This is a genomic window from Nocardia neocaledoniensis, assembly GCF_003182135.1.
Classification (GTDB): Bacteria; Actinomycetota; Actinomycetes; order Mycobacteriales; family Mycobacteriaceae; genus Nocardia; species Nocardia neocaledoniensis.
In genome coordinates, this window is record NZ_QGTL01000017.1 from 95,964 (window position 1) to 120,679 (window position 24,716).

Annotated in this window: 24 protein-coding genes; 17 read left to right on the plus strand and 7 right to left on the minus strand. The window is 71.6% G+C overall.

The genetic code is table 11. The features are described 5' to 3' along the window. Nucleotides 1–68 precede the first annotated feature (68 nt). A complete protein-coding gene (locus DFR69_RS31270; protein ID WP_110041279.1) occupies nt 69–704 on the minus strand; it encodes a TetR/AcrR family transcriptional regulator in 636 nt (211 codons plus the stop codon). A gap of 138 nt (nt 705–842) precedes the next feature. Here DFR69_RS31270 and DFR69_RS31275 point away from each other — a divergent pair, with 138 nt between their 5' ends. The 12 genes from DFR69_RS31275 to DFR69_RS31330 all read left to right on the plus strand — a co-directional run bounded on the left by DFR69_RS31275 (nt 843) and on the right by DFR69_RS31330 (nt 14,654). Continuing rightward, complete coding sequence (locus tag DFR69_RS31275; protein ID WP_110041280.1) at nt 843–1,994, plus strand: acyl-CoA dehydrogenase family protein; 1,152 nt, start codon at nt 843–845, stop codon at nt 1,992–1,994. Between the two features lie 16 nt (nt 1,995–2,010). Further along, nucleotides 2,011–2,763: a 3-oxoacyl-ACP reductase FabG gene (gene fabG, locus DFR69_RS31280; protein ID WP_110041281.1), complete on the plus strand. Its 753-nt coding sequence runs from the start codon at nt 2,011–2,013 to the stop codon at nt 2,761–2,763. Nucleotides 2,764–2,779: 16 nt separating this feature from the next. Further along, entirely contained in the window at nt 2,780–3,937 is a 1,158-nt protein-coding gene (locus DFR69_RS31285; RefSeq protein WP_110041282.1) for an acyl-CoA dehydrogenase family protein, read from the plus strand. Next, entirely contained in the window at nt 3,934–5,133 is a 1,200-nt protein-coding gene (gene pcaF, locus DFR69_RS31290) for a 3-oxoadipyl-CoA thiolase (protein ID WP_110041283.1), read from the plus strand. Before DFR69_RS31285 ends, pcaF begins: the two co-directional genes overlap by 4 nt. Nucleotides 5,134–5,176: 43 nt before the next feature. Then, nucleotides 5,177–6,667: a long-chain-fatty-acid--CoA ligase gene (locus DFR69_RS31295; protein WP_110041284.1), complete on the plus strand. Its 1,491-nt coding sequence runs from the start codon at nt 5,177–5,179 to the stop codon at nt 6,665–6,667. 36 nt (nt 6,668–6,703) lie between these two features. Next, nucleotides 6,704–7,699: a helix-turn-helix transcriptional regulator gene (locus tag DFR69_RS31300; RefSeq protein WP_110041285.1), complete on the plus strand. Its 996-nt coding sequence runs from the start codon at nt 6,704–6,706 to the stop codon at nt 7,697–7,699. Continuing rightward, nucleotides 7,696–8,679, plus strand: coding sequence for a helix-turn-helix transcriptional regulator (locus DFR69_RS31305; protein WP_110041286.1), 984 nt, complete (start codon nt 7,696–7,698; stop codon nt 8,677–8,679). The genes DFR69_RS31300 and DFR69_RS31305 overlap by 4 nt, the downstream gene beginning before the upstream one ends. Further along, nucleotides 8,676–9,704 (plus strand): 2-dehydropantoate 2-reductase, encoded by a 1,029-nt coding sequence (locus DFR69_RS31310; RefSeq protein WP_110041287.1) that lies wholly within the window; start codon nt 8,676–8,678, stop codon nt 9,702–9,704. The genes DFR69_RS31305 and DFR69_RS31310 overlap by 4 nt, the downstream gene beginning before the upstream one ends. 92 nt (nt 9,705–9,796) lie before the next feature. Further along, the gene (gene tatA / locus DFR69_RS31315; RefSeq protein ID WP_110041288.1) at nt 9,797–10,060 is read left to right on the plus strand and encodes a Sec-independent protein translocase subunit TatA; all 264 of its coding nucleotides are present in this window, start codon (nt 9,797–9,799) and stop codon (nt 10,058–10,060) included. 98 nt (nt 10,061–10,158) lie between these two features. Beyond that, nucleotides 10,159–11,112, plus strand: coding sequence for a twin-arginine translocase subunit TatC (gene tatC / locus DFR69_RS31320; protein ID WP_110041289.1), 954 nt, complete (start codon nt 10,159–10,161; stop codon nt 11,110–11,112). Between the two features lie 3 nt (nt 11,113–11,115). After that, complete coding sequence (locus DFR69_RS31325; RefSeq protein WP_110041290.1) at nt 11,116–13,812, plus strand: DEAD/DEAH box helicase; 2,697 nt, start codon at nt 11,116–11,118, stop codon at nt 13,810–13,812. Nucleotides 13,813–13,931: 119 nt separating this feature from the next. Continuing rightward, nucleotides 13,932–14,654: a DUF4333 domain-containing protein gene (locus DFR69_RS31330; RefSeq protein ID WP_110041291.1), complete on the plus strand. Its 723-nt coding sequence runs from the start codon at nt 13,932–13,934 to the stop codon at nt 14,652–14,654. 57 nt (nt 14,655–14,711) lie between these two features. Here DFR69_RS31330 and DFR69_RS31335 read toward each other — a convergent pair whose 3' ends face one another. Further along, entirely contained in the window at nt 14,712–15,686 is a 975-nt protein-coding gene (locus tag DFR69_RS31335; protein WP_110041292.1) for a 5'-3' exonuclease, read from the minus strand. 131 nt (nt 15,687–15,817) lie between these two features. On the opposite strand from DFR69_RS31335, the gene DFR69_RS31340 reads away from it, so the two are divergent. Then, nucleotides 15,818–16,945 carry a M24 family metallopeptidase gene (locus DFR69_RS31340; protein ID WP_110041293.1) on the plus strand — a complete coding sequence of 376 codons (1,128 nt, stop codon included), beginning with the start codon at nt 15,818–15,820 and terminating at the stop codon, nt 16,943–16,945. A gap of 15 nt (nt 16,946–16,960) precedes the next feature. Here the strand turns inward: DFR69_RS31340 and DFR69_RS31345 are convergent, their stop codons facing one another. After that, the gene (locus DFR69_RS31345) at nt 16,961–17,359 is read right to left on the minus strand and encodes a PPOX class F420-dependent oxidoreductase (protein ID WP_110041294.1); all 399 of its coding nucleotides are present in this window, start codon (nt 17,357–17,359) and stop codon (nt 16,961–16,963) included. A gap of 262 nt (nt 17,360–17,621) precedes the next feature. Between DFR69_RS31345 and dprE2 the strand changes: the two genes are divergently transcribed. The 4 genes from dprE2 to DFR69_RS31365 all read left to right on the plus strand — a co-directional run bounded on the left by dprE2 (nt 17,622) and on the right by DFR69_RS31365 (nt 21,268). Continuing rightward, the gene (dprE2, locus tag DFR69_RS31350) at nt 17,622–18,374 is read left to right on the plus strand and encodes a decaprenylphospho-beta-D-erythro-pentofuranosid-2-ulose 2-reductase (protein ID WP_110041295.1); all 753 of its coding nucleotides are present in this window, start codon (nt 17,622–17,624) and stop codon (nt 18,372–18,374) included. A gap of 113 nt (nt 18,375–18,487) precedes the next feature. Beyond that, complete coding sequence (gene cbiE, locus DFR69_RS31355; RefSeq protein ID WP_244198552.1) at nt 18,488–19,750, plus strand: precorrin-6y C5,15-methyltransferase (decarboxylating) subunit CbiE; 1,263 nt, start codon at nt 18,488–18,490, stop codon at nt 19,748–19,750. Between the two features lie 172 nt (nt 19,751–19,922). Then, nucleotides 19,923–20,519 carry a DUF8020 domain-containing protein gene (locus DFR69_RS31360; RefSeq protein ID WP_110041296.1) on the plus strand — a complete coding sequence of 199 codons (597 nt, stop codon included), beginning with the start codon at nt 19,923–19,925 and terminating at the stop codon, nt 20,517–20,519. Further along, nucleotides 20,516–21,268 carry a cobalt-precorrin-6A reductase gene (locus DFR69_RS31365; RefSeq protein WP_110041334.1) on the plus strand — a complete coding sequence of 251 codons (753 nt, stop codon included), beginning with the start codon at nt 20,516–20,518 and terminating at the stop codon, nt 21,266–21,268. Before DFR69_RS31360 ends, DFR69_RS31365 begins: the two co-directional genes overlap by 4 nt. A gap of 15 nt (nt 21,269–21,283) precedes the next feature. Here the strand turns inward: DFR69_RS31365 and DFR69_RS31370 are convergent, their stop codons facing one another. The 4 genes from DFR69_RS31370 to DFR69_RS31385 all read right to left on the minus strand — a co-directional run bounded on the left by DFR69_RS31370 (nt 21,284) and on the right by DFR69_RS31385 (nt 24,633). Beyond that, on the minus strand, nt 21,284–21,826 hold the full coding sequence (locus tag DFR69_RS31370; protein ID WP_110041297.1) for a PadR family transcriptional regulator: 543 nt from the start codon (nt 21,824–21,826) through the stop codon (nt 21,284–21,286). Between the two features lie 90 nt (nt 21,827–21,916). After that, the gene (gene cobJ, locus DFR69_RS31375) at nt 21,917–23,506 is read right to left on the minus strand and encodes a precorrin-3B C(17)-methyltransferase (protein ID WP_110041335.1); all 1,590 of its coding nucleotides are present in this window, start codon (nt 23,504–23,506) and stop codon (nt 21,917–21,919) included. A gap of 5 nt (nt 23,507–23,511) precedes the next feature. After that, nucleotides 23,512–24,147, minus strand: a complete 636-nt coding sequence (locus DFR69_RS31380; RefSeq protein ID WP_110041298.1) for a precorrin-8X methylmutase — start codon at nt 24,145–24,147, stop codon at nt 23,512–23,514. Between the two features lie 48 nt (nt 24,148–24,195). Then, on the minus strand, nt 24,196–24,633 hold the full coding sequence (locus tag DFR69_RS31385; RefSeq protein ID WP_110041299.1) for an Lrp/AsnC family transcriptional regulator: 438 nt from the start codon (nt 24,631–24,633) through the stop codon (nt 24,196–24,198). Nucleotides 24,634–24,716: the final 83 nt, after the last annotated feature.

Here is a 24,716-nt window from a genome sequence, read left to right on the forward strand (position 1 = left end):
GATGACGGGACCGGCGGCGCATGGGAGCGAAGGCGTAGGCGCCACCGGTCCCGTCGTCGTTCGCGGGTTCAGCCGGCGCCGACGACCGTCGCGTAGGTGGCGCCCAATCCGGCGATGAATGCGCTCAGGGCCAGCTCGAAGCTGTCGTCGTCGATCTCGTCGGCCACCGCGCGCAGCAGGTGCGCCTGGTTCAGGTGCGGGTAGCGGTCCCGGTAGACCTGCACGTCGTCGGCGAAACCGCCCGCGAACGAGCCGACGGTCGATCCCATCACCAGGTAGCGGGTGGCCGCGCCGATCATGGTGGCGTAGCGCGGTGGCCAGCCCGCGCCGACCAGGCCGCCGTGCACGGCGTCGGCGGCGCGCAGGTTCTCCGCGCGCCGGCCGGGGCCCGCCGCCAGATAGGGCACGAAGTTCGGATGCGCGACCAGCGCCGAGCGGTAGCTGCGCGCCCAGTCCGCCAGCGCGAGATCCCAGCGCGCGGTGTCGAACGCCGAGGTGTCCACGTGGCTCATGACGCCCGTGGCGATGTCGTCGAACAGGTCGTCCTTGGTGGGGTAGTGGCCGTAGAGCGAGGCCGCCTGGACGCCCAGTTCCGCGGCCAGTTTGCGCATGGAGACCTCGGCCAGGCCGTCCCGGTCGATCAGTGTCAGCGCGGCCTCGCGAATGCGCTCGCGGCTCAACAGCGGCACGCGGGGCCTGGCCATCCGCCACTCCTGTCTGCTCGGGGATCGGTGCGGGTTCGAACGCTATCACCGATCGCCGATCTGCCTCTTGATTAACCGAACACCGTTAGGATACGGTGCCCGAGTAAACCTAACAACGTTCGGTTCAGGAGTGGTCCCGTGGATCTCCAACTCACGCCAGCGCATCGCGACCTGCGCGAACTCGCCCGCACCTGGGTGGACAAGGAAGTCGTTCCGTTCGCCGCCGGGTGGGATCGCGAGGAATCGGTCGACCCGGCGATCGTCGGCAAGCTCGGCGCGCTCGGCTTCCTCGGCATCGGGATCGACGAGGAGTACGGCGGTTCGGGCGGCGACATGCTCGCCTACTGTGTGCTGCTCGAGGAGCTCGGACGGGGCGACAGCTCGGTGCGCGGCATCGTGTCGGTGTCGCTCGGCCTCGTCGGCAAGTCGATCGCCCGCTACGGCAGCGCGGAGCAGAAGACCCGATTCCTGCCCGGTCTGTGCGCGGGCGAGCAGCTGGGCTGCTTCGCGCTCACCGAGCCAGGGACCGGTTCCGACGCCGCGAACCTGACCACCCGCGCGACCCGCGACGGCGCGGACTGGGTCATCGACGGCACCAAGATCTTCATCACCAACGGGACCTGGGCCGATCTCGCGCTGGTGTTCGCCAGGACCGGCGGCCCCGGCCCGCGCGGCGTCACCGCGTTCCTGGTGCCCACCGAGACGGCGGGGTTCGGCCGGACCGAGATCAAGGGCAAGCTCGGCCTGCGCGGCCAGGCCACCGCCGAACTGATCCTGGACAAGGTCCGCGTTCCCGACGCCCTGCGCCTCGGCGCGGAGGGCGAGGGCTTCCGGATCGCGATGGCGGCCCTGGACAAGGGACGGATCGGTGTAGCCGCCGGATGTGTCGGGGTGGCGCGTGCCTGCCTCGAAGCGTCCGTGCGCTACGCGGGGGAGCGCGAGCAGTTCGGCAAGCCGATCGCGGGCTACCAGCTGGTGCAGGAACTGCTCGCCGACATCGCCGTCGACACCGAGGCCGCGCGGCTGCTGGCCTGGCGGGCCGCCGATCTCGTCGACCGCGGGGAACCGTTCGGCACGGCGGCCTCGATGGCGAAGCTGTTCGCCTCCGAGGCCGCGGTGAAGGCCGCCAACAACGCGATCCAGGTGTTCGGCGGTTACGGCTACATCGACGAGTACCCCGTCGCGAAGTACCTGCGCGACGCGCGCGTGCTGACCCTCTACGAGGGCACCACCCAGATCCAGAAACTGCTCATCGGCCGCGCCCTCACCGGCGTGAACGCCCTTGTCTGACACCAGGAGTACCCGCATGACCACCAGAACCGCCTTCGTCACCGGCGCTGCCCGCGGCATCGGCGCCGCCACCGCCGCCCGGCTGGCCGCCGACGGCTGCGCCGTGGCCGTCGTCGATCTCGACGCCGACGCGGCGGTGCTCACCGCGGGCCGGATCAACGCGGCGGGCGGCACCGCCATCGGCATCGGCTGCGATGTCGCCGACGAGGATTCGGTCGCCGCGGCGGTGGCGCGCGCGGTCGCCGATCTCGGCTCGCTCGACGTGCTCGTCAACAACGCCGGCGTGCTGCGCGACAACCTGCTGTACAAGATGTCGGCGGACGACTGGGACACCGTCATGGCCGTGCACCTGCGCGGCGCGTTCCTGTGCAGCAGGGCCGCGCAGGCGCGGATGGTCGAACGCGGGGGCGGCGCCATCGTCAACACCTCGAGCGTGTCGGCGCTCGGAAATCGCGGCCAGGCCAACTACGCCGCCGCCAAGGCGGGCATCCAGGGCCTGACCCGCACCCTCGCCATGGAACTCGGGCCGTTCGGCATCCGGGTCAACGCCGTCGCGCCCGGCTTCATCGCCACCGAGATGACCGCGGCCACCGCGGCCCGGATCGGCGTGAGCGCCGCGGACCTGCAGGCGAAGACGGCCGCGATCACGCCGCTGCGCCGGGTCGGCACACCCGACGACATCGCGAACGTGGTGGCCTTCCTGGCCTCCGACCAGGCCGGCTTCGTCACCGGCCAGACCCTGTACGTCGACGGCGGACGCCGTCTCTGATCTCGGAGAACAACACATGCAGCGCACAGTTTTCACCGACGAGCACGACGCGTTCCGCAAGACCGCGCGGGCCTTCATCGAGAGCCAGGTCGTGCCGGTGTACGACCAGTGGTACGAGGCGGGGATCGTGCCCCGCGAGTTCTATCGCAGCCTGGCCGAGCTGGGTGTCTTCGGCATCGAGGTACCCGAGGAGTACGGCGGCGCCGGGATCGACTCGTTCAAGTTCCAGGCTGTGCTGATGGAGGAAACCGCCCGCGCGGGTGTGTCTTTCGGTGGTTCGGGGGTGCACGTGGGCCTGTGCCTGCCGTACCTGAAGAACCTCGCGACCGAGGAGCAGAAGCGGCGCTGGCTGCCCGGCTTCGTCACCGGCGAGACGATGTTCGCGATCGCCATGACCGAACCCGGCACCGGCTCGGACCTGGCGGGCATGCGCACCACCGCGCAGCTGTCCGAGGACGGCAACCACTACGTGCTCAACGGCGCGAAGACCTTCATCACCGGCGGCGTGCACGCGGACCGGGTGATCGTCTGCGCGCGGACCGCGCCGCCCTCGGACACCGATCGCCGCCACGGGATCTCGCTGCTCGTGGTCGACACGAGCGCGCCGGGATACGCCGTCGGCCGCAAGCTCGACAAGCTCGGCCTGAAGGTCTCCGACACCGCCGAGCTGTCCTTCACCGATGTGCGGGTGCCGGTCACCGACCTGCTCGGCGAAGCGCACCGCGGCTTCGACTACCTGGGCCAGAACCTCCCGCAGGAACGGCTCTCCATCGCGGTCGGCGCGTACGCCCAGGCCAAGTCGGCGATCCGGTTCGCCCTCGAATACACCAGGGGCCGCACCGTTTTCGGGCAGCCGGTGGCGAACTTCCAGAACACCAAGTTCGAGCTGGCCGCCTGCCAGGCCGAGGTCGACGCCGCCGAAGCGGTCGTCGACCGGGCCCTGGACGCCCTCGACAACGGTGTCCTCACCGCCGCCGACGCCGCCTCGGCGAAACTGTTCTGCACCGAGGTCGCGTCCCGGGTGATCGACCGCTGCCTGCAGTTGCACGGCGGCTACGGCTACATCACCGAATACCCGGTGGCCCGCCTCTACGCCGACAACCGGGTCAACCGCATCTACGGCGGCACCAGCGAGGTCATGAAGATGATCATCGCCAAGAACATGGGCCTGTGAGCGGCCGCGCGTATCTGGTCGACGGCGTGCGCACGCCGTTCGGCCGCTACGGCGGCGCGCTGGCCGCCGTGCGCCCCGACGACCTCGCCGCGCACGTCCTCACCGCCCTCACCCAGCGGCTGCCCACGGTGGACTTCGCCGCCGTCGACGACGTGGTGTTCGGGTGCGCGAATCAGGCGGGCGAGGACAACCGCAACGTCGCCCGGATGGCGGCGCTGCTGGCCGGGCTACCGGTGACGGTGCCGGGCGTGACGGTCAACCGGTTGTGCGCGTCGGGACTGGACGCGGTCGCCTACGCGGCCAGGGCGATCACGGCGGGCGACGCCGAGCTGGTGATCGCCGGTGGCGTCGAATCGATGACCCGTGCGCCGTTCGTGGTGCCCAAAGCCGCCGCGGCGTGGGATCGTTCGGCCGAACTCGCCGACACCACCCTCGGCTGGCGGCTGGTGAATCCGCGCCTGCGCGACCGGTACGGCGTCGACTCGATGCCCGAGACCGCCCAGCACGTCGCCGCCGAGCACGGCATCGCGCGCGCCGACCAGGACGCGTTCGCGCTGCGCTCCCAGCAGCGGGCCGCTGCCGCGATCGCCGCCGGTCGACTGGCCAGGGAGATCGCGCCGGTGCCGGTCCCGCGGCGCCGGGGCGAGCCGGTCGTGGTCGAGACCGACGAGCACCCACGAGCGACCGATCTCGAGGCGCTGGCCGGGCTGCGGCCCGTGGTGCCCGACGGATCGATCACCGCGGGCAACTCCTCCGGCATCAACGACGGCGCGGTCGCGATCCTGCTCGCGTCCGAGACCGCCGTCCGGCGGTACGGGCTGACCCCGCTGGCCGCGGTCGGCGCGGTGAGCGCCGCCGGTGTGCCGCCGCGGACGATGGGCATCGGCCCGGTGCCCGCGGTCGGGAAACTGCTCGCGCGAACAGGTCTGGGGATCGGTGACATCGATGTCGTCGAACTCAACGAGGCCTTCGCCGCCCAGGCGCTGGCGGTCCTGCGCGGGCTCGGCCTGCCCGACGACGCCGCCCACGTCAATCCGAACGGGGGCGCGATCGCAATCGGTCATCCGCTCGGGGCCACCGGCGCTCGCCTGGCACTCACTGCCGCCATCGAACTGGCCGATCGAGACGCGCGGCACGCGATCGCGACGCTGTGCGTCGGTGTCGGCCAGGGACTCGCGCTACACCTCCACCGTTGACCCCACCCTTCTTCGCCATCGCAGTCGAACACTAGGAACCATCGTGAACGCCACCCTGTCCCTGGCGAGCATCCTCGCCGAACCCGCCCGCCGCCGTCCGCACCATCTCGCCCTGATCGAGGGCGACACCCGCCTCACCTTCGCCGAGCTGTGGCGCCAAGCCCGCGAACAGGCGGGCGCCTTGATCGCCCGCGGTGTCCGGCCCGGTGACCGGGTGGCGCTGCTGTGCCCCAACACCGCCGACTTCCCCCGGGCCTACTTCGCGATCCTCGCCGCCGGCGCGACGGTCGTGCCCGTGCACCTGCTGCTGACCGCCCCGGAAATGGAGTACGTGCTGCGCGACAGCGGCGCGTCCCTGCTGATCTGCCATCCGATGGTGGCCGACACCGGCGCGGCGGCCGCCCGCGCCGCCGGGATCGACAGCGTCGCGCCGAGCGAGCTGGCCGGCGACGCGATCCCGGCCTTCGTCTCCCGCGGCCCGCTCGACACCGCCGTCGTCTTCTACACCAGCGGCACCACCGGCACGCCGAAGGGTGCCGAGCTCAGTCACCTCAACATGGTGATGTGCGCGACCGTGAACACCTTCGACGCCAACGAGATCCGGCCCGACGACATCGCCCTCGGCGCGCTGCCGCTGTTCCACGTGTTCGGGCAGACGGTGTCGATGAACTCGCACTGGCGCGTCGGCGGCACCCTGGTGCTGATGCCGCGCTTCGACGCGGCCCAGGCGATCGCGCTGATGGCCGCGGAACGGGTCAACCTCTTCCACGGCGTCCCCACCATGTACCTCGCCCTGGTCGCCGCGGCCCGCGACGCGGCGGAACTGCCCGCGCTGAAACTGTGCGTCAGCGGGGGCGCCGCCCTGCCCGTCAGCGTGCTCGAGGACTTCGAGCAGGCGTTCGGGGCGCCGGTGCTCGAGGGATACGGACTCTCGGAGACCTCGCCGACCGCCGCGGTGAACCAGCCGGTCTACGGGACCGAGCCGGGCACCGTGGGCCACCCGGTGTGGGGTGTCGACGTGGAGATCGCCGACCCGGACGTCGCCGACCGGATCGAGCTGCTGCCCGTCGGGGCGACCGGTGAGGTGGTGGTGCGCGGGCACAACGTGTTCAGCGGCTACACCGGCAGGCCGGAGGCGACCGCCGCGGCGGTGATCGACGGCTGGTTCCGCACGGGCGATCTCGGCACCCGCGACGCGACCGGCCGCATCCGGATCGTCGACCGGGTCAAGGAGATGATCCTGCGCGGCGGGTACAACGTGTACCCGACCGAGGTCGAGGCCGCGCTGCTGCGGCACCCGCGGATCGCGCAGGTCGCGGTGATCGGGGTGCCCGACACCCACTACGGCGAGGAGATCCTCGCGGTCGTCGTCCCCGACGGGCCGCTCACCGCGGACGAGGTGATCGGCTTCGGCAAGGAACAGGTGGCCAAGTACAAGTACCCGCGACGGGTCGAGTTCGTCACCGAACTGCCCCTCGGTCCCACCCACAAGGTGCTCAAGCGTGAGCTGCGCCGACGATTCGGGGGCGCGTGACCGCACGTCGCGTACGCGACCATTACCCTCTTACGGGTGGCGATATCCAAGGTCGAGCGGCTGATGAATCTGGTCATCGCGCTGCTGTCGACCCGGCAGTTCCTGAGCGCGGAGCGCATTCGCGCCAGCGTGGCCGGTTACGAGGACTCCGCGACCGACGAGGCGTTCAGCCGGATGTTCGAGCGCGACAAGAACGAGTTGCGCGACCTGGGCATTCCGCTGGAAGTGGGTCCGGTCGGGCGGTTCTCGACGCTCGAGGGCTACCGGATCAACCGCGACGCCTACGAACTGCCCGATATCGACCTGTCCAGCGAGGAGGCGGCCGCGGTCGCCGTCGCCGTGCAGATGTGGGCCTCCCCGGAGCTCGCGAGTGCCGCCGAAGGCGCGCTGCTGAAGCTGCGCGCCGCCGGCGTCACGGTCGAAACCGAGAACGTCGGGGTGTCGGTGCCCGCCGTGCCCGCCCGCACCCGCGGCTCCGAACCCGTGCTGCGCGAACTGCTCGCGGCGATCGACGCGGGCCAGGCCGTGCGCTTCGGCCACCACAGCGCCGTCACCGACCCGTTCGTCACCCGTGACGTGGAGCCCTGGGGCGTGGTCACCCGGCACGGGCGCTGGTACCTGGTCGGGCACGACCGCGAACGCGACGCCGTGCGCACCTTCCGGCTCTCGCGCATCGGCGGCGAGGTGGTCCCGTACGGGCCGCACAACGCCGTGCGCAAGCCGGCCGACGCCGACCTGCGCGCCATCGTCGATCGCGTCACCGGCGACGCGCCCGTCACCGGCTCGGCGACGGTATGGGTCGCCAAGGGCCGCGGCCGGGAGCTGCGCCGGATCGGCACCGAGCTCGAGACCAGGGAACTCGGCGGCAGGCCGGGTGATGTCGTCGAGGTACCGGTGCGCTCGCGCGACTGGGTCGCCCGGCTGATCACGGGCCTCGGACCCGACGTGCTCGTGCTCGATCCACCGGAACTGCGCGCCGACGTGATGAACCGGCTACGGTCGGTACTCGACCACACGGAGGTGACGTCGTGAGTTCGCGCCTGTCCCTGCGCCTTTCGCGCCTGCTCAACATGGTGCCGTACCTGCTCGCGCACCCGGGCATCAGCGCCGCCGAGGCCGCCGCCGAACTCGGGGTGACCACCAAGCAGCTGATGAGCGACCTCAACCAGCTGTGGATGTGCGGGCTGCCGGGCTACGGCCCCGGTGATCTGATCGACCTGTCCTTCTCCGAGGAGAGCATCGAGGTCACCTTCTCCGCCGGCATCGACCGGCCGCTGCGCCTGACCTCCACCGAGGCCACCGCGCTGCTGGTGGCGCTGCGCTCGATCGTGGAGATGCCGGGCATGGTCGACCCGACCGCCGCGCACTCCGCCATCGCGAAGATCGAATCCGCCATCGCCAGCAGCGACACCGAGATCACCGGCAGGCCGGCCGCGATTCCCGTCGAACAGCCGGTGGTGGCCACCGTGCGCGCCGCGCTCGCCGACGGGCGCGCCGTGCGGCTGGTGTACTACTCGGCCAGCCGCGACGAGGTGTCCGAGCGCATCGTCGACCCCATCCGGGTGATCCTCGTCGACAACAACAGCTACCTGCAGGGCTGGTGCAGACAGGCCGAGGGCGTGCGGCTGTTCCGGTTCGACCGGATCGAGGACGCCACCGAACTCGACGAACCCGCCCGGCCGCCGAGTCACGCCGCCGCCGACGCGGCCGCCCTCGACCTGTTCCAGGACGACCCCGATGTGCCGCTGGCCCGGCTGCGCATCCGCGCCGACTACGCCTGGGTGCTCGACCAGTACCCGATGCACCGCATCGAATCGCGCCCCGACGGCAGCATCGAGGCCGGGATGCGGTTCGCCTCCGCGGACTGGATGGCGCGGCTGCTGCTCGGCTTCGGGACGGGCGTGAGCGCGCTCGGTCCCACGGAACTGGTCGCCGCGGTGCGTGATCGCGCCGACGCGGCCCTGGCCGCCTACGCGGCCGCGGGCTTGTCAGGGGAGACCGAACCGGCGTGAACCAGCGAGTACTGGTCCTCGGTGCGGGCAGCATCGGGGTCTTCATCGGCGGTCACCTGGCCGCCGCGGGCATGGACGTCATCTTCGTCGGCCGTCAGCGCGTCCTCGACGACATCGCCGAGCACGGCCTGCGCCTGACCGACCTCGACGGCGGAACGACCGAGGTCACGCCCGACCGGTTCGGGCTGGCGCTCGAGCCCGACGAGCCCGAACTGGCCGACCTCGTGCTGGTCACCGTGAAATCGGCGGCCACCGCCGCCGCGGTCCGGACGGTCGCGGGCCGGCTACGACCGGGCACACCGGTGGTGAGCCTGCAGAACGGCATCGGCAACGACACCCTGATCCGGGAGATCCTGCCCACCAGCATCGTGCTGGCGGGCATGGTCATGTTCAACGTCGTGCACAACGGCAACGGCCGGTTCCACCGGGCCAGCGACGGTGTCGTCGCCGTGCAGGACGATCCGGTGGTCGACCGGTTCGCCGAGCGCTTCCGCGCCGCCGGGCTGCCGCTGCGCAGGCACCGTGACCTGCGCCCGGTGCAGTGGGCCAAGCTGCTGCTCAATCTGAACAACCCCATCAACGCGCTGTCGGGGCGCCCGCTGCGGGAGGAACTCGCCGAGCGCGACTACCGGCGCTGCCTCGCGCTCGCGCAGGCCGAAGCGCTCGCGGTGATGAACACTGCGCGAATTCGGCCCGCCCAGCTGACGCCGGTGCCCCCCGAACTGATGGTGCATCTGCTGCGGGTGCCCGACCCGATCTTCCGTCGGGTGTTCGGCAAGGTGCTGGCTATCGACCCACTGGCGCGCTCGTCGATGGCCGACGACCTCGCGCTGGGCCGGCGCACCGAAATCGCGTGGTTGTGCGGCGAAATCGTGCGGCTGGGCGAGATGGTCGGCCACCCGACGCCGGTCAATCGACGGCTCACGGAGCTGATCCGCGAGGCGGAGGCCGGGGACACGCGCCGCTTCAGCGGCAGCCGGTTGTTCGCCGAACTCACCGCGGCGGCGGCCGCCGTCCGTGGTTGAACGAGTGGCGAACACCGCCTCGGGCGCGGGACCGTGACGCGCGGTCGGCAGGTAGCATCGGTAGTCACCACGGTCTTTGGAGGTATCTGAAAATGGGCGCTTTCAGCTGGACGCACCTGCTGATCATCGCTGTGCTGTTCGTCCTGCTCTTCGGCGCGAAGCGGCTGCCGGACGCGGCGCGCGGGCTCGGCCGGTCGCTGCGGATCTTCAAGAGTGAGGTCGGCCAGATGCAGTCGGAGTCGGCCGCACCGGCCGCCCAGCCCGCCGCGCCGGCGCCGCAGCAGCAGCTGTCCGCCTCGGCACCGCAGGCGCAGGCGCCGATCGCCGACCCGCAGCAGGGCCAGAAGTCGGTCTGACCCCGGTGTGCACCCCGGAGCGCGGACGAGGAGCTCCGGGGCTGAGTGCTGTTTCGTCGAGCATCCGCCGGACCGAGGGTTAGAGGCCACCACCCACCATGCGTATTCCGTTCGATCCACGGCGCAGCAAGCGCAGGACGAATCCCGACGGCACCATGTCGTTGGTCGAGCACCTGCAGGAACTGCGCACGCGGCTGTTGCTCGCGCTGGCCGCCATCGCGGTCACCACGCTGATCGGCTTCTTCTGGTACGCGCATTCGTTCCTCGGGCTCGAGAGCCTCGGCGAGATCCTGCGTGGCCCCTACTGCGCGCTGCCCGAGTCGGCCCGCGCCAGCCTGAGCCCCGACGGCGCCTGTCGTCTGCTGGCGACCGCGCCGTTCGAGCAGTTCATGCTGCGCCTGAAGGTCGGCTTCACCGCGGGCGTGGTGCTGGCGGCGCCGTTCTGGCTCTATCAGCTGTGGGCGTTCATCACCCCTGGCCTCTACGCCAAGGAACGCCGGTACGCGGTCGGGTTCGTCACCGCGGGCAGCGTGCTGTTCGTCACGGGCGCGGTGCTGGCCTACATCGTCGTCTCGCACGCGTTGTCGTTCCTGCTCACCATCGGTGACAACGTCCAGATCACCGCGCTCAGCGGTTCCCAGTATTTCGGCTTCATCATCCAGCTGCTGATCATCTTCGGCGTCAGCTTCGAGACGCCACTGGTGATCATCGGGCTGAACCTGGTGGGCGTGCTGCCCTACGAGAAGCTCAAGGCGTGGCGGCGCGGGCTCATCTTCGGCCTGTTCGTCTTCGCGGCCGTCGTGACCCCGCAGGACCCGTTCTCGATGCTCGCGCTGGCCCTCGCGCTCACGGTGCTGTTCGAACTGGCGGTGCAGTTCGCCCGGTTCAACGACGCGCGCCGGGCCCGCCGCGAAGCCGCCGAGGGCTGGGGCCCGCTCTCCGACGAGGAGGCCTCGCCGCTGGACACGCCGGAGCCGGTGGCTCCCGCCGACCCCGTCGCGCCCCCGGAGAAAACCACCCGTCCGGTGTCGGACTACTCCGATACCCTCTGACGGGTGACCGATTCTCCCGCGCGGGCCAACGAGTTGGCGCAGTTCGCCAGCGAAATCTCCTTCGAACTCGACCCCTTCCAGCGGACCGCCTGCGCGGCCCTGGAGGACGGGCACAGCGTGCTCGTGTGCGCGCCCACCGGCGCGGGCAAGACGATCGTGGGCGAGTTCGCGGTGCACATGGCGCTGGCCTCGGGCGGCAAATGCTTCTACACCACCCCGATCAAGGCGCTGTCGAATCAGAAGTTCGCCGACCTGACCGCGCGCTACGGCCGCGACAGCGTCGGCCTGCTCACCGGTGACCAGTCGATCAACCCCGACGCGCCGGTCGTGGTGATGACCACCGAGGTCCTGCGCAACATGCTCTACGCGTCCTCCGACGCGCTGCGTGGGCTGTCCTATGTCGTCATGGACGAGGTGCACTACCTGGCCGACCGGTTCCGCGGCGCGGTGTGGGAAGAGGTGATCCTGCACCTGTCCCCGGACGTGCGGCTGGTGAGCCTGTCGGCGACGGTGTCGAACGCCGAGGAGTTCGGCGCCTGGATGGAGACCGTCCGCGGCGACACCGCGGTGGTCGTCGACGAGACCAGGCCGGTGCCGCTGTGGCAGCACGTGATGGTCGGCAAGCGGATGTTCGACCTGTTCGACACCAAGTCCAGCGATCAGAAGGTCCTCGTCGACGAGGACCTGGTGCGGTTCATCCGCCAGCGCGAGGCCGCCGACCGCATGCAGGGCTACGGCGGACCGCGCGGTCGCGGGGGCCGCGGCAACTTCCGGCCGCTGCCACGTCCCGAGGTGCTGGCCCGTCTCGACGAGGAGGGCCTGCTCCCGGCGATCACGTTCATCTTCAGCCGCGCGGGCTGCGACGGCGCGCTGGCCCAGTGCCTGCGTGCCCGGCTCGATCTGAGCAGGCCGGGCGAGGCCGAGCGGATCGACGAGATCATCGAGAAGCACACCGGCGACCTGCCCAAGGGTGATCTCGAGGTGCTCGGCTACTGGGAGTGGCGCGAGGCACTGCACCGTGGCCTCGCCGCGCACCACGCGGGCATGCTGCCGGCCTTCCGGCACACGGTCGAGGAACTGTTCGTCCAGGGCCTGGTGCGCGCGGTGTTCGCCACCGAGACCCTGGCCCTCGGCATCAACATGCCCGCGCGGACCGTGGTGCTCGAGCGCCTGGTCAAGTTCAACGGCGAATCGCACGCCGAACTCACGCCGGGGGAGTACACCCAGCTCACCGGCCGCGCGGGGCGGCGCGGCATCGATGTCGAGGGCCACGCCGTGGTGCTCTGGCAGCCCGAGGTCGACACCAGCGCCGTCGCCGGCCTGGCCTCCACCAGGACCTATCCGCTGCGCAGTTCCTTCCGGCCCGGCTACAACATGTCGATCAACCTGATCGACCGGTTGGGCGCGCAGGAGGCGCGCGGCCTGCTCGAGCGCTCCTTCGCCCAGTTCCAGGCCGACCGTTCGGTCGTCGGCCTGGTCCGCGGCATCGAGCGCAACCAGGGCGCGCTGCGCAAACTGGAGAGCCAGCTCGGCGGTGTCGACGGCGGCTTCATGGAGTACCTGTCGTTGCGCGACCGGATCAAGCAGCGTGAACGCGAGCTGCAACAGCAGGGGCGGGCCGATCGGCGCGGGGCGGCGGTCAAGGCGTTGATCGGGCTGCGCCGCGGCGACGTGGTGGCCATCCCGTCGGGCCGCCGTGCCGGTCTGGCCGTCATCCTGGAACCCGATCAGACCCCCGGCGATCCGCGGCCCCTGGTGCTCACCGAGGACCACTGGGCGGGCCGGATCTCCGCGGCCGACTTCCCGGTGCCCGCGGAGGCGCTCGGGCACATGCGGCTGCCGCGCCGCGTCGACCACCGCACCGCGCGCATCCGCCGCGATCTCGCCTCGGCCCTGCGCAGCACCGGCATCTCCGCGCCGGGCAGGCGCAGGCGCAACGATCACACCCGCGCGGGCGAGGACAGGGAACTGTCGACGTTGCGGCGCAGCCTGCGTTCGCATCCGGCGCACAGCCGCCCCGACCGCGAGCAGATGAGCCGCACCGGGGAGCGCTACGCGCGGCTGGCCCGCGAGACCGAGTCGATGCGCCAGAAGGTTGCCGCGACGACGAATTCGCTGGCCCGCACCTTCGACCGCATCGTCGGCCTGCTCGAGGAGCGCGGGTTCGTCGAGCGCGGTGAGGTCACCGCCGACGGCCGTCGGCTGGCCCGGATCTACGCCGAGAGCGATCTGGTCGTCGCCGAGGCGCTGCGGCAGGGGATCTGGCGCGGTCTCGGCCCGGCCGAACTCGCGGCCGTGGTGTCCACGTTGGTGTACGAATCCCGCTCCGAAGGCGGGTTCCTCACCGCGTCCGGACCCACCGAACCCATCCGGCGGGCGGTGGGCGCCACCATCGAGGTGTGGTCGCAGCTGCGGGCCGACGAGGCGCGGCACAAGCTGCCGCCGACCCGCGAACCCGACCTCGGTTTCGTCGGCGGCGTCTACAAGTGGGCGCGTGGCGACGCATTGGCCGAGGCGTTGCTGGCCAGTGGCGATCAGGGCACGCCGCTGTCGGCGGGCGACTTCGTGCGCTGGTGCCGACAGGTGATCGACCTGCTCGACCAGATCCACAACACCGCCGACGACACCGAGATCGCGGGTACCGCGGCCAAGGCCGTGCGCGCGGTGCGGCGGGGTGTCGTCGCAGTGGACGCCGCGTAGTGGATTCGTCTGTGATTTGATTTCCTGGCGTACCGACCGTGATGGCGGAGTCGTGCGAAAGCGGCTGGCCTGGCGCGGGGGGCTACCGTATGTACAACGATGCGAGTGGAGGCGAGTGGATGAGCGGCCCGTACGGACCGAATGGCCCAGGGGAGGGAAGCAACGATCCCACCCAGCACTGGGGAGGTCAGCAGGGGGCCGGCGGCGCCGGACCCACCCAGCACTGGGGCGGTGCGGCGCAACCGCCGCAGGACCCGCAACAGGCACAACCCACCCAGCACTGGGGTGGCCAGCAGCCGCAGCAGCAGTGGGGACAGCAGCCGCAGCAGCCCGCCCAGCAGCCGCAGTGGGGTCAGCCGCCGCAGCAGCCGACCGGCCCGCAGCAGCAGTGGGGTCAGACCCAGCCGCCGCCGCAGGACTGGAACGCCCAGGCGGCCGGCGCCCAGCAGTGGGGCCAGCAGCCCCAGCAGCAGTGGGGTCAGCAGCCGCAGCAGCAGTGGGGACAGCAGCCGCAGCAGGCGCCCGGCGCCAAGAAGGGCAAGGGGCTGGTGATCGGCCTCGTCGTGGCCGGTGTGCTGGTGCTCGCCGCCGTGATCGGCCTGCTGCTCGTCGTGTTCTCCTCCGACGAACTCGACAACACCGCGGTCCAGGACGGCGTCTCGCGCGTGCTGAAGGACTCCTACGGCATCGCCGACGTCTCCGACGTGTCGTGCCCGTCGGGCCAGAAGGTCGAGGTCGACGCGACCTTCACCTGCGACCTGAAGGTCAGCGGTGAGGCCAAGAAGGTCAGCATCAAGATCACCAAGGACGACGGCACCTACGAGGTCGGTCGCCCGAACTAGGCTGGGGCCGTAGTCGTTCCGGGCCGCTCGCGTATTCGCGGGCGGCCCGGCGTCGTCTCAGGCGCGGTGCACCGCGGTGAGCGCGGTGACCAGGCGGGTGATCGGGCTCTCCGCGTTGTAGGCGGTGGCCAGCGCGAGCAGCCGGTCCGGGTCGGCCGGGGTGATCGGCAGCGCTTCGGGTCCGGACAGGATCACCTCGGCGTCGCGGACCACCTGGACCACCGGCGCCGCGGCCTTCAGATAGTCCTGTGCCGCCACGAGTTTCGCGCGCAGCCCCTTGGCGAGGTCCGCCTCCGGATCGTCGACGGCCGCCATCAGCGCGTCGAGGGAACCGAACTTCGAGATGAGTTGCGCTGCCGACTTGTCCCCGATCCCGGCGACGCCGGGCAGCCCGTCGGAGGCGTCGCCGCGCAGGGTCGCCATGTCGGCGTAGGCGGGGCCGGCGTTCTGCTGCGGCACACCGTATTTCGCCGCGACCTCGGCGGGCCCGAACAGCTCGGCCTTGGCCAGCCCGCGGCCGGCGTACAGCACGCGCACCGGCGGGGCCGGATCGTCGCGCACCAGTTGCAGCAGATCGCGGTCGCCGCTGACCACGACCACCGGATCGCGGCGTTCCCGGCTGGCGAGGGTGCCCAGCACGTCGTCGGCCTCGAGCCCCTCGGCGCCGCCGGTGGCGATACCCGCGGCCGCGAGCACCTCGATGATCATCTCGACCTGCGGGGTGAGCGTGTCGGGTACCTCCTCGGCGCCGGGCGCCGCGCCGACGCTGGTGTCGAGGCGGTGCGCCTTGTACGAGGGCACCAGCGCCACCCGGAACGGCGGTCGCCAGTCCAGGTCGAGACCGACCACGAGCCTGCTCGGCCGGTGCTTGGTGATCAGCGAGGCCACCATGTCGGTGAAGCCGCGCAACGCGTTCACCGAGCGCCCGTCGGCCGCCCTGAGCTTGTCGGGGATCGCGTAGTAGGCGCGGAACCAGAGGCTGGCGCCGTCGAGGATCAGCAGGGGGCCACGGGGATTCTGGTCATCGGTCACGGGCTCGATTGTGCCCCGAGCCACCGACGCGGTGCCCGAGGGCCGCGACGGTGGCCGCCGGTGTCGCGCAAGGCCACGATCGGGCAACCGTTCCTGTGCGGGCCCCGTCCCGCCGGGTAACGTCGGAACCTATGAGCGCGCACACGGATGCCAGGTTCGCGGCGGAGGTCTACGGTCAGCGGCTGGAGCGGGCGGTGGAGTTGATGCGCGCGGCGCATCTGGACGCCCTGCTGATCACCCCCGGTCCCGATCTGCGGTACCTGATCGGTTCGGCCGCGGAATCCTTCGAACGGCTCACCTGTCTGGTGATCCCCGCCGACGGGGCCACGCCCTCGGTCGTGATCCCGAAACTGGAGCTGGCCGCCCTGGAGGGCTCGGCCGCGGGTGAGCTCGGGCTGCCGATCATGGACTGGGTCGACGGTGTCGACCCGTACCAGCTGGTGCGCTCGACACTGCACGCCGGTTCGCGGATCGCCGTGGCCGACGCCATGCCCGCGCTGCACCTGATCCCGCTCGCGGAGTCGACCACCGGGCTGCCCGCGTCGGCGACGCCGGTGCTGCGGCAGTCGCGAATGATCAAGGACGAGGCCGAGATCGACGCCCTGCGCCGGGCGGGCGCGGCGATCGACCGCGTGCACGCGCGGATGGGCGAGTTCCTGCGGCCCGGCCGCACCGAGGCGGAGGTGGCCGCCGACATCACCGCCGCGATCATCGAGGAGGGCCACACCGAGGCGGCCTTCGTCATCGTGGGCAGCGGACCGCACGGCGCCGATCCGCATCACGCGGTGTCCGACCGCGTCATCGAGGCCGGCGACGTGGTCGTCATCGACATCGGCGGCCCCGTGGAACCCGGCTACTTCTCCGACTCCACCCGCACCTACGTGCTCGGCGCGCCGAGCAAGCAGGTGGCCGAGCGGATGGCGCTGCTGGAGGCGGCCCAGGCCGCCGCTGTCGCCGCCGTGCGCCCCGGGGTGACCGCGGAATCCATCGACGCCGCCGCGCGCACTCTGCTGGCCGACGCGGGCCTCGGCGACGCCTTCGTGCACCGCACCGGCCACGGCATCGGCCTGTCGGTCCACGAGGAGCCCTACATCGTCGCGGGCAACGACCTCGTGCTCGAGCCCGGCATGGCGTTCAGCATCGAACCGGGCATCTACTTCCGCGGCGAGTGGGGTGCCCGCATCGAGGACATCGTCGTGGTCACCGCCGACGGCGTGGAGTCGATGAACAACCGGCCGCACGGACTCACGCAGCTGTAACCGGTTCGCGGGCAGCTACTTCAGCGTGCTCGACGACAGGACCCGGCGCACCTGGATCGCCACGACGACCCGCGTCGGGTTCGCACGCGGTACCCGGTAGCGCTCGGTGTAGCGGCGGACGGCTTCGGCGACGTCGTCGCTGTCGTCGAGCACCGTGGCAGGGCCCTCCAGCGTCAACCAGCGGGGGCCGTCGACCTGACTCACCGCGGCGTACCCGCCCCGCGCCGCATTGCGCGCCTTCACCGACGCGCCGTCGGTGATCACCCGCGCGATCCCGGCCTCGGGATCCCAGGTGAAGCCCACCGCGACCACATGCGGGGTCCCGTCCGCGCGCAGGGTCGTGAGGGTGGCCAGGTGCCGCTCGGTGACGAAGGCGAGCGCGGCGGGGGACAGCGAGGCGGTGGTGATCGGCATGCGTCGACGCTAGCCGCCGCGCCGGGCGCCATCGCTGTCGAGGTCACCCGAGCCGGCCAGGTGCCGGTGCGCCATGCGATCCCGGCCGGGAGAGGTGACCGCCGCGGCGTCCCGCCGCCGAGCCGTGGAGCGCGCCCGGGCAGAACTGTGCGTCGCGCCCGACCGAGCGACGCCCATGGCCGGTCGTCCGGCGACAGCCTCCGCCCCGGCCCGGCGCCGGGGACGGCGATCTCGCGGGTGGCGGAGGTGACAGACTGGGCGCATGGGTACGCAGACGAGTGACGGACCGGTCCTGGTCCTGGGTGGGCGCAGCGAGATCGGCCTGGAGGTGGCGCGCAGGCTGGCGCCGGGACGGGTGGTGATCCTGGCCGCCCGTCGCGCGGGCATTCTGGACTCCGAGATCGAGCAGGTGCGTGCCGCGGGCGCGAGCGCCGTCCACGCTGTCGAATTCGACGCCGACGACACCGCCACCCACGCGCCGCTGCTGGAGAAGCTCGCCGCCGAGCACGGTGGCATCGGGACCGCGGTGCTGGCGTTCGGTGTGCTCGGCGATCAGGATCGCGCCGAGAGCGATCCGGCGCACGCCGTCGCCGTCGTGCACACCGACTACGTCGCCCAGGTCAGCGTCCTGACGACACTGGCCACCCTGTTGCGCGCGCAGGGATTCGGTCAGATCGTCGTGTTCGGCTCCATCGCCGGTGTGCGCGTGCGCCGGGCCAACTACGTCTACGGCTCCGCCAAGGCCGGTCTGCACGGCTTCGCAGCCGGCCTCGGTGACGCTCTGCACGGCACCGGCGTCCAGCTCCTGCTGGTACGCCCCGGCTTCGTGATCGGCCGGATGACCACCGGCATGGACCCGGCCCCCATGTCCAGCACCCCCGGCCAGGTCGCCGACGCCGTCGTGCGCGCCCTCGGCAAGGGCGCCACCCGCGTCGCGGTCCCCGGCCGCCTGAACGTGGCCTTCTTCGTGATGGGCCTGATCCCGCAATTCATGTGGCGCCGGATGCCCCGGTGACGACACCGCCTACGACCCCCGCGGCCGGGTCGCCGGCCCCGCAGGGGAACGCGAGCGCGTCTCCCGCTGAGCCGTCGCCGACACGGGGACCGGCGAGGGGCGAGGGCGGCGCGGTGCCTGCCGCTGAGGCGGTGGTGGGTGCTGAGGAGTCCCGGTGGACCGGTGCGCCGATCGTCGTGCTCGGGATCGGCGCCGACGGCTGGGACGGGCTCGGTGCGGCCGCCAGGGCGGCGATCGGGGAGTGCGAGGTCGTCTTCGGATCGCCGCGGCAGCTGGACCTGCTACCGGCGAGTGCGGCCGAGCGGGTGACGTGGCCCAGTCCGCTGCTGCCCGCCCTGCCCGCGCTGTTCGCGCAGCACGCCGAGCACCGGATCGGCGTCCTGGCCAGCGGCGACCCGATGTTCTACGGTATCGGCGCGACCCTGGCCCGCCGGTTCGGTGCCGAGGCGCTGCGCGTGTTTCCGCAACCGTCGTCGGCGTCGCTGGCGTGCGCCCGGCTGGGCTGGCCGCTGGCCGAGATTCCGGTCGTGAGCGTGGTTGCCCGGCCATTGCCCACGGTCCTGCCCGAGCTGGCCGACGGCCGCCGGGTGCTCGTGCTCAGCGAGGACGAGCGGACCCCGGCGCAGCTGGCCACGCTGCTGCGCGACAATGGATTCGGTGCCTCCACGCTGACCGTTCTCGAGCAGCTCGGCGGCCCGGCCGAACACCGACGCACCGGCACCGCCGCGACCTGGGCACATCCGCAGGGCGATCCGCTCAACATCGTCGCGATCGCCTGCGTCGCCGACCCCGGCGCCCGCCGTGACACCCGCCTGCCCGGCCTGGCCGACACCGCCTTCACCGGCGATGGTCAGCTGACCAAATCCGAGGTCAGGGCCCTCACCGTCACCGCGCTGGCCCCGGCGCCCGGTGAACTGCTCTGGGACGTCGGCGGCGGCTCGGGCAGCGTCGCCATCGAATGGTGCCGCACACATCCGCGCTGCCGCGCCGTCACCTTCGAACGCCTGCCCGCGCGCCGCGAACAGATCGCCGCCAATGCCGCCGCGCTCGGCGTCCCGGGAATTACGATTCGCGGTGAAGTGCGCTCGGAGTTTGCCGAGCGGGAATTCTCCGCGCCGGACGCGATATTTCTCGGGGGCGGCCTCACCCAGGACGGTGTCTTCGACCAGTGCTGGCAGCGCCTGCGTCCCGGCGGACGTCTCGTCGCCAACGCCGTCACCGCGGAATCGGAAGCACAGCTGCTGGACTGGGCCGCCCGGCACGGCGGCACGCTGCGGAAATTCCAGATCTACCGGGGTGAACCGCTCGGCGGTTTCACCGCGTGGCGCCCCCACCTGCCGGTCGCGCAATGGATCGTCCGAAAACCCGCTGGTTGACACCGCGCCGATCACGGAACGATCACGCGCAAATCACGACAAATCCGTCCACGCAGCGCGTGCGATTTCGCGATCGTTACGAACCGAACGTGTAAAACGAGTGACTCGGGGGTATGGTCGGGGCCGTTCCGGGTGATCCCCCCGGTTCGATGTATCCATGATGGGGAGTTACATGAAGTTCTCGAAGTTCACCGCCCCCGCGCTGCTGGCCATCGCCGCGACCGGCATCGCCGCCGCCCCGGTGGCCGCCGATCCCGCCGCTCCCGCCCCCGCGGTCGCGGGCCAGGACGCGCCGGAGGTCCGGGGCACCGACCGCGGCGTGACCTATCTCGCGCAGATCGCCGACGCGGGCAAGTCCGTGGTGACCTCGGTCACCGGCGGTCGCTTCGCGCTCGCCGCCGACCAGAAGTCGGTGACGCTGACCAACGAGGCGGGCGCCGTCGTCGCCCAGGTGCCGCTGACGGGGACGGTGAACGGAGCCCCCACCGAGATCGCGGCCGCCGTCGAGGCCGACGGCTCGCGCCTGACCCTCACGCCGAAGACGGTCGCCGCCGCCGAGGCGATCAGCTCGCAGCAGTGGTTCATGGCCGAGTTGCAGCGGGCCTCCACCGGCGCGCTCGTCGGTGCGATCATCGGCGCCCTGCTCGGTGCGATCGGCATCGTCACCATCATTCCCGGCGCCATCATCGGTGGCGTGATCGGTCTGCTCATCGCCGGTGGTCCGTCGCTGATCGACGCGGGCACGGCCTATTTCAGTGGGCAGCCCTGAGAGTCCTGATCCTCGGCGGCACGGGTGAGGCCAGGGAACTGGCCCGGATCGCGGCGGGTGAGCGCGGACTCGACATCGTGTCCTCGCTCGCCGGCCGGGTCGCGCATCCGCGGCTGCCTGTCGGTCCGGTGCGCATAGGCGGGTTCGGTGGTGTCGAGGGCCTCCGAACCTGGCTGCGCGAGAACGCGATCGACGCCGTCGTGGACGCCACCCACCCCTTCGCGGCGCAGGTCAGCGCCCACGCGGCCACCGCCGCGGCCGATCTCGGCATTCCCGCGGTCCACCTGCGGCGACCGGAATGGGTCCAGCGCCCCGGTGACCTGTGGACCCGCGTCCCCGACCTGGCCGCGGCCGCCGAGGCGCTCGCCGCGCACGGCGAACAGGTCCTGCTGACCATCGGCCGCCAGGGCGTCGGCATGTTCGCCGGCTGCGACCGGCACCGTTTCGTCATCCGCGCGATCGACGCGCCCACCGCGCCACTGCCGTCGCGGTACGAACTGCTGCTCGCCCGCGGTCCGTTCACCTTCGACGACGAGCTGGTGCTGATGTCGCGGCACCGCATCGACGTGCTCGTCACCAAGAACAGCGGCGGCGAGCAGACCGAGGCCAAGATCTTCGCCGCCCGCACCGCCGGGCTGCCTGTCGTGATGATCGACCGGCCGCCGCTGCCCGTCGACGCGGTCGCGGTCGACGAGGTCGGCGCTGCGCTGGAATGGCTGCACGACGCCGCCGCGCACCGCGTGCGCTGACCGGCTCGGCGCGGGTCAGCCCGGGCGCGGCCCCGCGAAGATGCGGGGAAGCTGATCGAACCAGTCCAGCACCGCGCGCTCGTAGGCGATGCCGAATTCGAGGGTGGCGCGCTGGTTCGGTGCGAGCGCGGTCGGATCCTCGTCGAGATAGCGGTCGAGCCGGTCCTGATGAATGTTCCGGTTGGCGGCGATGATCCGGTCGCGGTGGGCGGGCTCGAGATGCTCGCCGAACGACAGCGTGAGCAGCAGCGGGACCCGGATGGTCTCGACGCCCGGATCGCGGGCGATCCACTCGGCGAAGGCGTCGCGGCCGATGTCGGTGATCCGGTAGGGCGTGCGTTCCCTGGCACCGCGCTCGCCCTTGGTCACCAGTCCCGCCGCGTCCATGGCGGACAGTTCGCGATAGACCTGGCTCTGGGTGATGGTCCAGAAGTCGCCGATGCGCTGCTGGGCCTGGGTCGCCAGGTCCCAGCCCGACATCGGACCCTCGTGCAGGAACCCCAGAAGCGAGGCCGCGGTGGAGTTCAGCGGGCGGCGTCGAGTCACGGTGTCGGTCAACGGTCAACTCCCTTCGAACTACATTCCTAAGTGGAATGTTACGCCCGGGGTGTGCCACCGACCAGGACCGGTGCCGTCGCGGCGTGTCCGCTAGTCGGTGCCGTAGCGGCGCGCGGTGAACACGCGGGTGCCCTCGGGGGTGTCGAACGCGGTGGTGGTGGAGGCGCCGATGATCAGCAGCGTCCGCATGTCGACCTGCTCCGGATCGAGCTCGCCGAGCGTGGTGACCCGGACGGTTTCGGTCGGCCCGCCGACATCGCGGCCCAGCACCACCGGAGTCTCCGGATCGCGGTGCTCCAGCAGCACCTCCCGCATGGCGCCCACCTGCCAGCGGCGCTGCGAGGAGGCCGGGTTGTAGATCGCGATCGCCATGTCCGCCGCGGCGACGGCCGCCAGCCGCCGCGCGACCACGTCCCACGGCTTGAGCCGGTCCGAGAGCGAGATCATCGCGTAGTCGTGGCCCAGCGGCGCGCCGACCCGGCTGGCGACGGCATTGGCCGCGGTCAGCCCGGGCAGCACCCGCACCGGCACGTCCTTGAACTGCGGTTCGGCCGAGACCTCGAGCACCGCGGCGGCCATGGCGAAGACGCCCGGATCGCCGGAGGAGATCACCGCGACCCGTGCGCCGCGCCTGGCCAGGTCCAGTGCCATCGCGGCACGCTCCGACTCGACCTTGTTGTCGCTGGCGTGTCTGCGCTGGCCTGCGCGTTCGGGTACCCGGTCGATGTAGGTGGTGTAGCCGACCAGGTCGGTCGCCTCGGCCAGCGCCGCGGTGACCTCGGGTGTGGTCCAGTCGGTGTCGCCGGGGCCGAGCCCGACGACGACGACCTCGCCGCGCTCCGGCGTGGCGGGCTCGGTGGCTGCCCGGCTCGACGGCGCCGTGCCCTCGACCGGACGGCCGGGAGCCGCTGCGGTGCCGGATGACCCGGATCCGGCGCCCGTCGTGACGATCGGGGTGGTCGGCGCCGGACCGGGCACGATGGTGATGGCGAAGTAGGGCACGTCGGCGTCGTCGACCTCGGCCGCGGTCAGCACGCGCTGGCGGGTGCTGCTCGCGCGCTCCACGTAGTAGGCGTCGGCGAGCCGTCCGGAGTCCGAGAGTGCCTGGCGCACACCGGGATAGGTTCGGCCCAGTTTCATGATCGCGGCGGCGTCGGTGGTGCGCAGCCGCTCGGTGAGCTGCTCGACCGGCATGGTGCCCGGCAGCACCGTGAGCACCTGCTCGCCCTCGACGAGCGGGGTGCCCAGCGCCGCCGAGGCCGCGCTCACCGACGTGATACCGGGGACGATCTCGGCCTCGAACCGATCGGCCAACCGGCGATGCATGTGCATGTAGGAGCTGTAGAACAGCGGATCACCGGCGGCCAGCAGTGCGACGCTGCGCCCGGCGGCGAGGTGGACGGCGAGCCGGGCCGCGGCCTGCTCGTAGAACTCGTCGATCGCGCCCTGGTACCCGCCGGGGTGATCGGTCGTCTCGGTGGTGACCGGGTAGACGAGGTGCTCCTCGATCTGGCCTTCCCGCAGGTACGGCGCCGCGATGCCGCGCGAGATGCTGCGGCCGTGCCGGGCGCTGTGGAAGGCGACCACGTCGGCGGCGGTGATGAGCCGGGCCGCCTTCACCGTCACCAGTTCCGGGTCGCCGGGGCCGAGGCCGATGCCCCACAGTTTGCCGGTGCTGATCTCACTCACTCCTGTTCACCCGCGATCGCGTTGAGCGCCGACGCGGTGATCGCGCTGCCGCCGCGCCTGCCGCGCACGGTGAGGTATTCGACCCCACCGAAGTCGATCAGCGCCTGCTTGGATTCGGCGGCGCCGATGAAGCCGACGGGGATGCCGATGATCGCGGCCGGTCGCGGCGCGCCCGCGTCGAGCATGTCGAGCAGGTGGAACAGCGCGGTCGGGGCGTTGCCGATCGCGACGACGGCGCCGTCGAGCTGATCGCGCAGCAGCTCCAGCGCCGCCACCGACCGGGTGTTGCGCAGGCGCGCGGCCAGTTCGGGGACACGCGGGTCGGCCAGGTTGCAGAGCACAGCGTTGTCGGCGGGCAGGCGCTTGCGGGTGACGCCGGAGGCGACCATGTTCGCGTCGCACAGGATCGGCTTGCCCGCCTGCAGCGCGGCGCGCGCGGCGGCGACCACGCCGGGGGAGTAGGCGATGTCGCCGGCCAGGTCGACCTGCCCGCAGCCGTGGATCATCCGGACGGCCACCCGCTCGACATCGGCGGGGAAACCGGCGAGATCGGCTTCGGCGCGGATCGTCGCGAAGGAGCGCCGATAGATCTCGGCCCCGTCGGTGAGGTAGCTGGTACGCACGTCGGACATGCGGTCAACCCTAGAACCTGTGCTCGACGTGGCCTCCGTCGCGGTGGCTCAGGTGCGTGGGCGCTCGAGGATGCGCGACATCACCAGCGAGCTGCGGGTGCGGCCGACGCGGGCGTTCTCCCTGATCCGCTCGACGGTGACCTCGATCTCGGCCATGTCGGTGGCCATCACGTGGACCAGCGCGTCGGCCTCGCCCGCGATCGTCCACACGCCCACGATCTGCGGGATCGGTTCGAGCGTGCGGCGCAGTTCGGCGGGGGAGATGTTGTCGCGGTAGTACACCTCCACATACGCCTCGGTGGTCCAGCCCAGCGCCGCGGGATTGACCTGGGCGGTGAAGCCGGTGATCTGCCCGCTGGCCACCATCTTGTCGACGCGCCGCTTCACCGCGGGCGCCGACAGCCCGACCACGGTGCCGATGTCCTGGAACGAGGCCCGCGCGTGGGTGAGCAGTTCGGCCAGGATCCGCCGATCGATGTCGTCCATGCCGCTCCCTCGATGCCGGACACAATGATTCGCCATTCTCGCATCGATATGCGCAACAGATCAGTGTTCCTGGTGCAACGGAG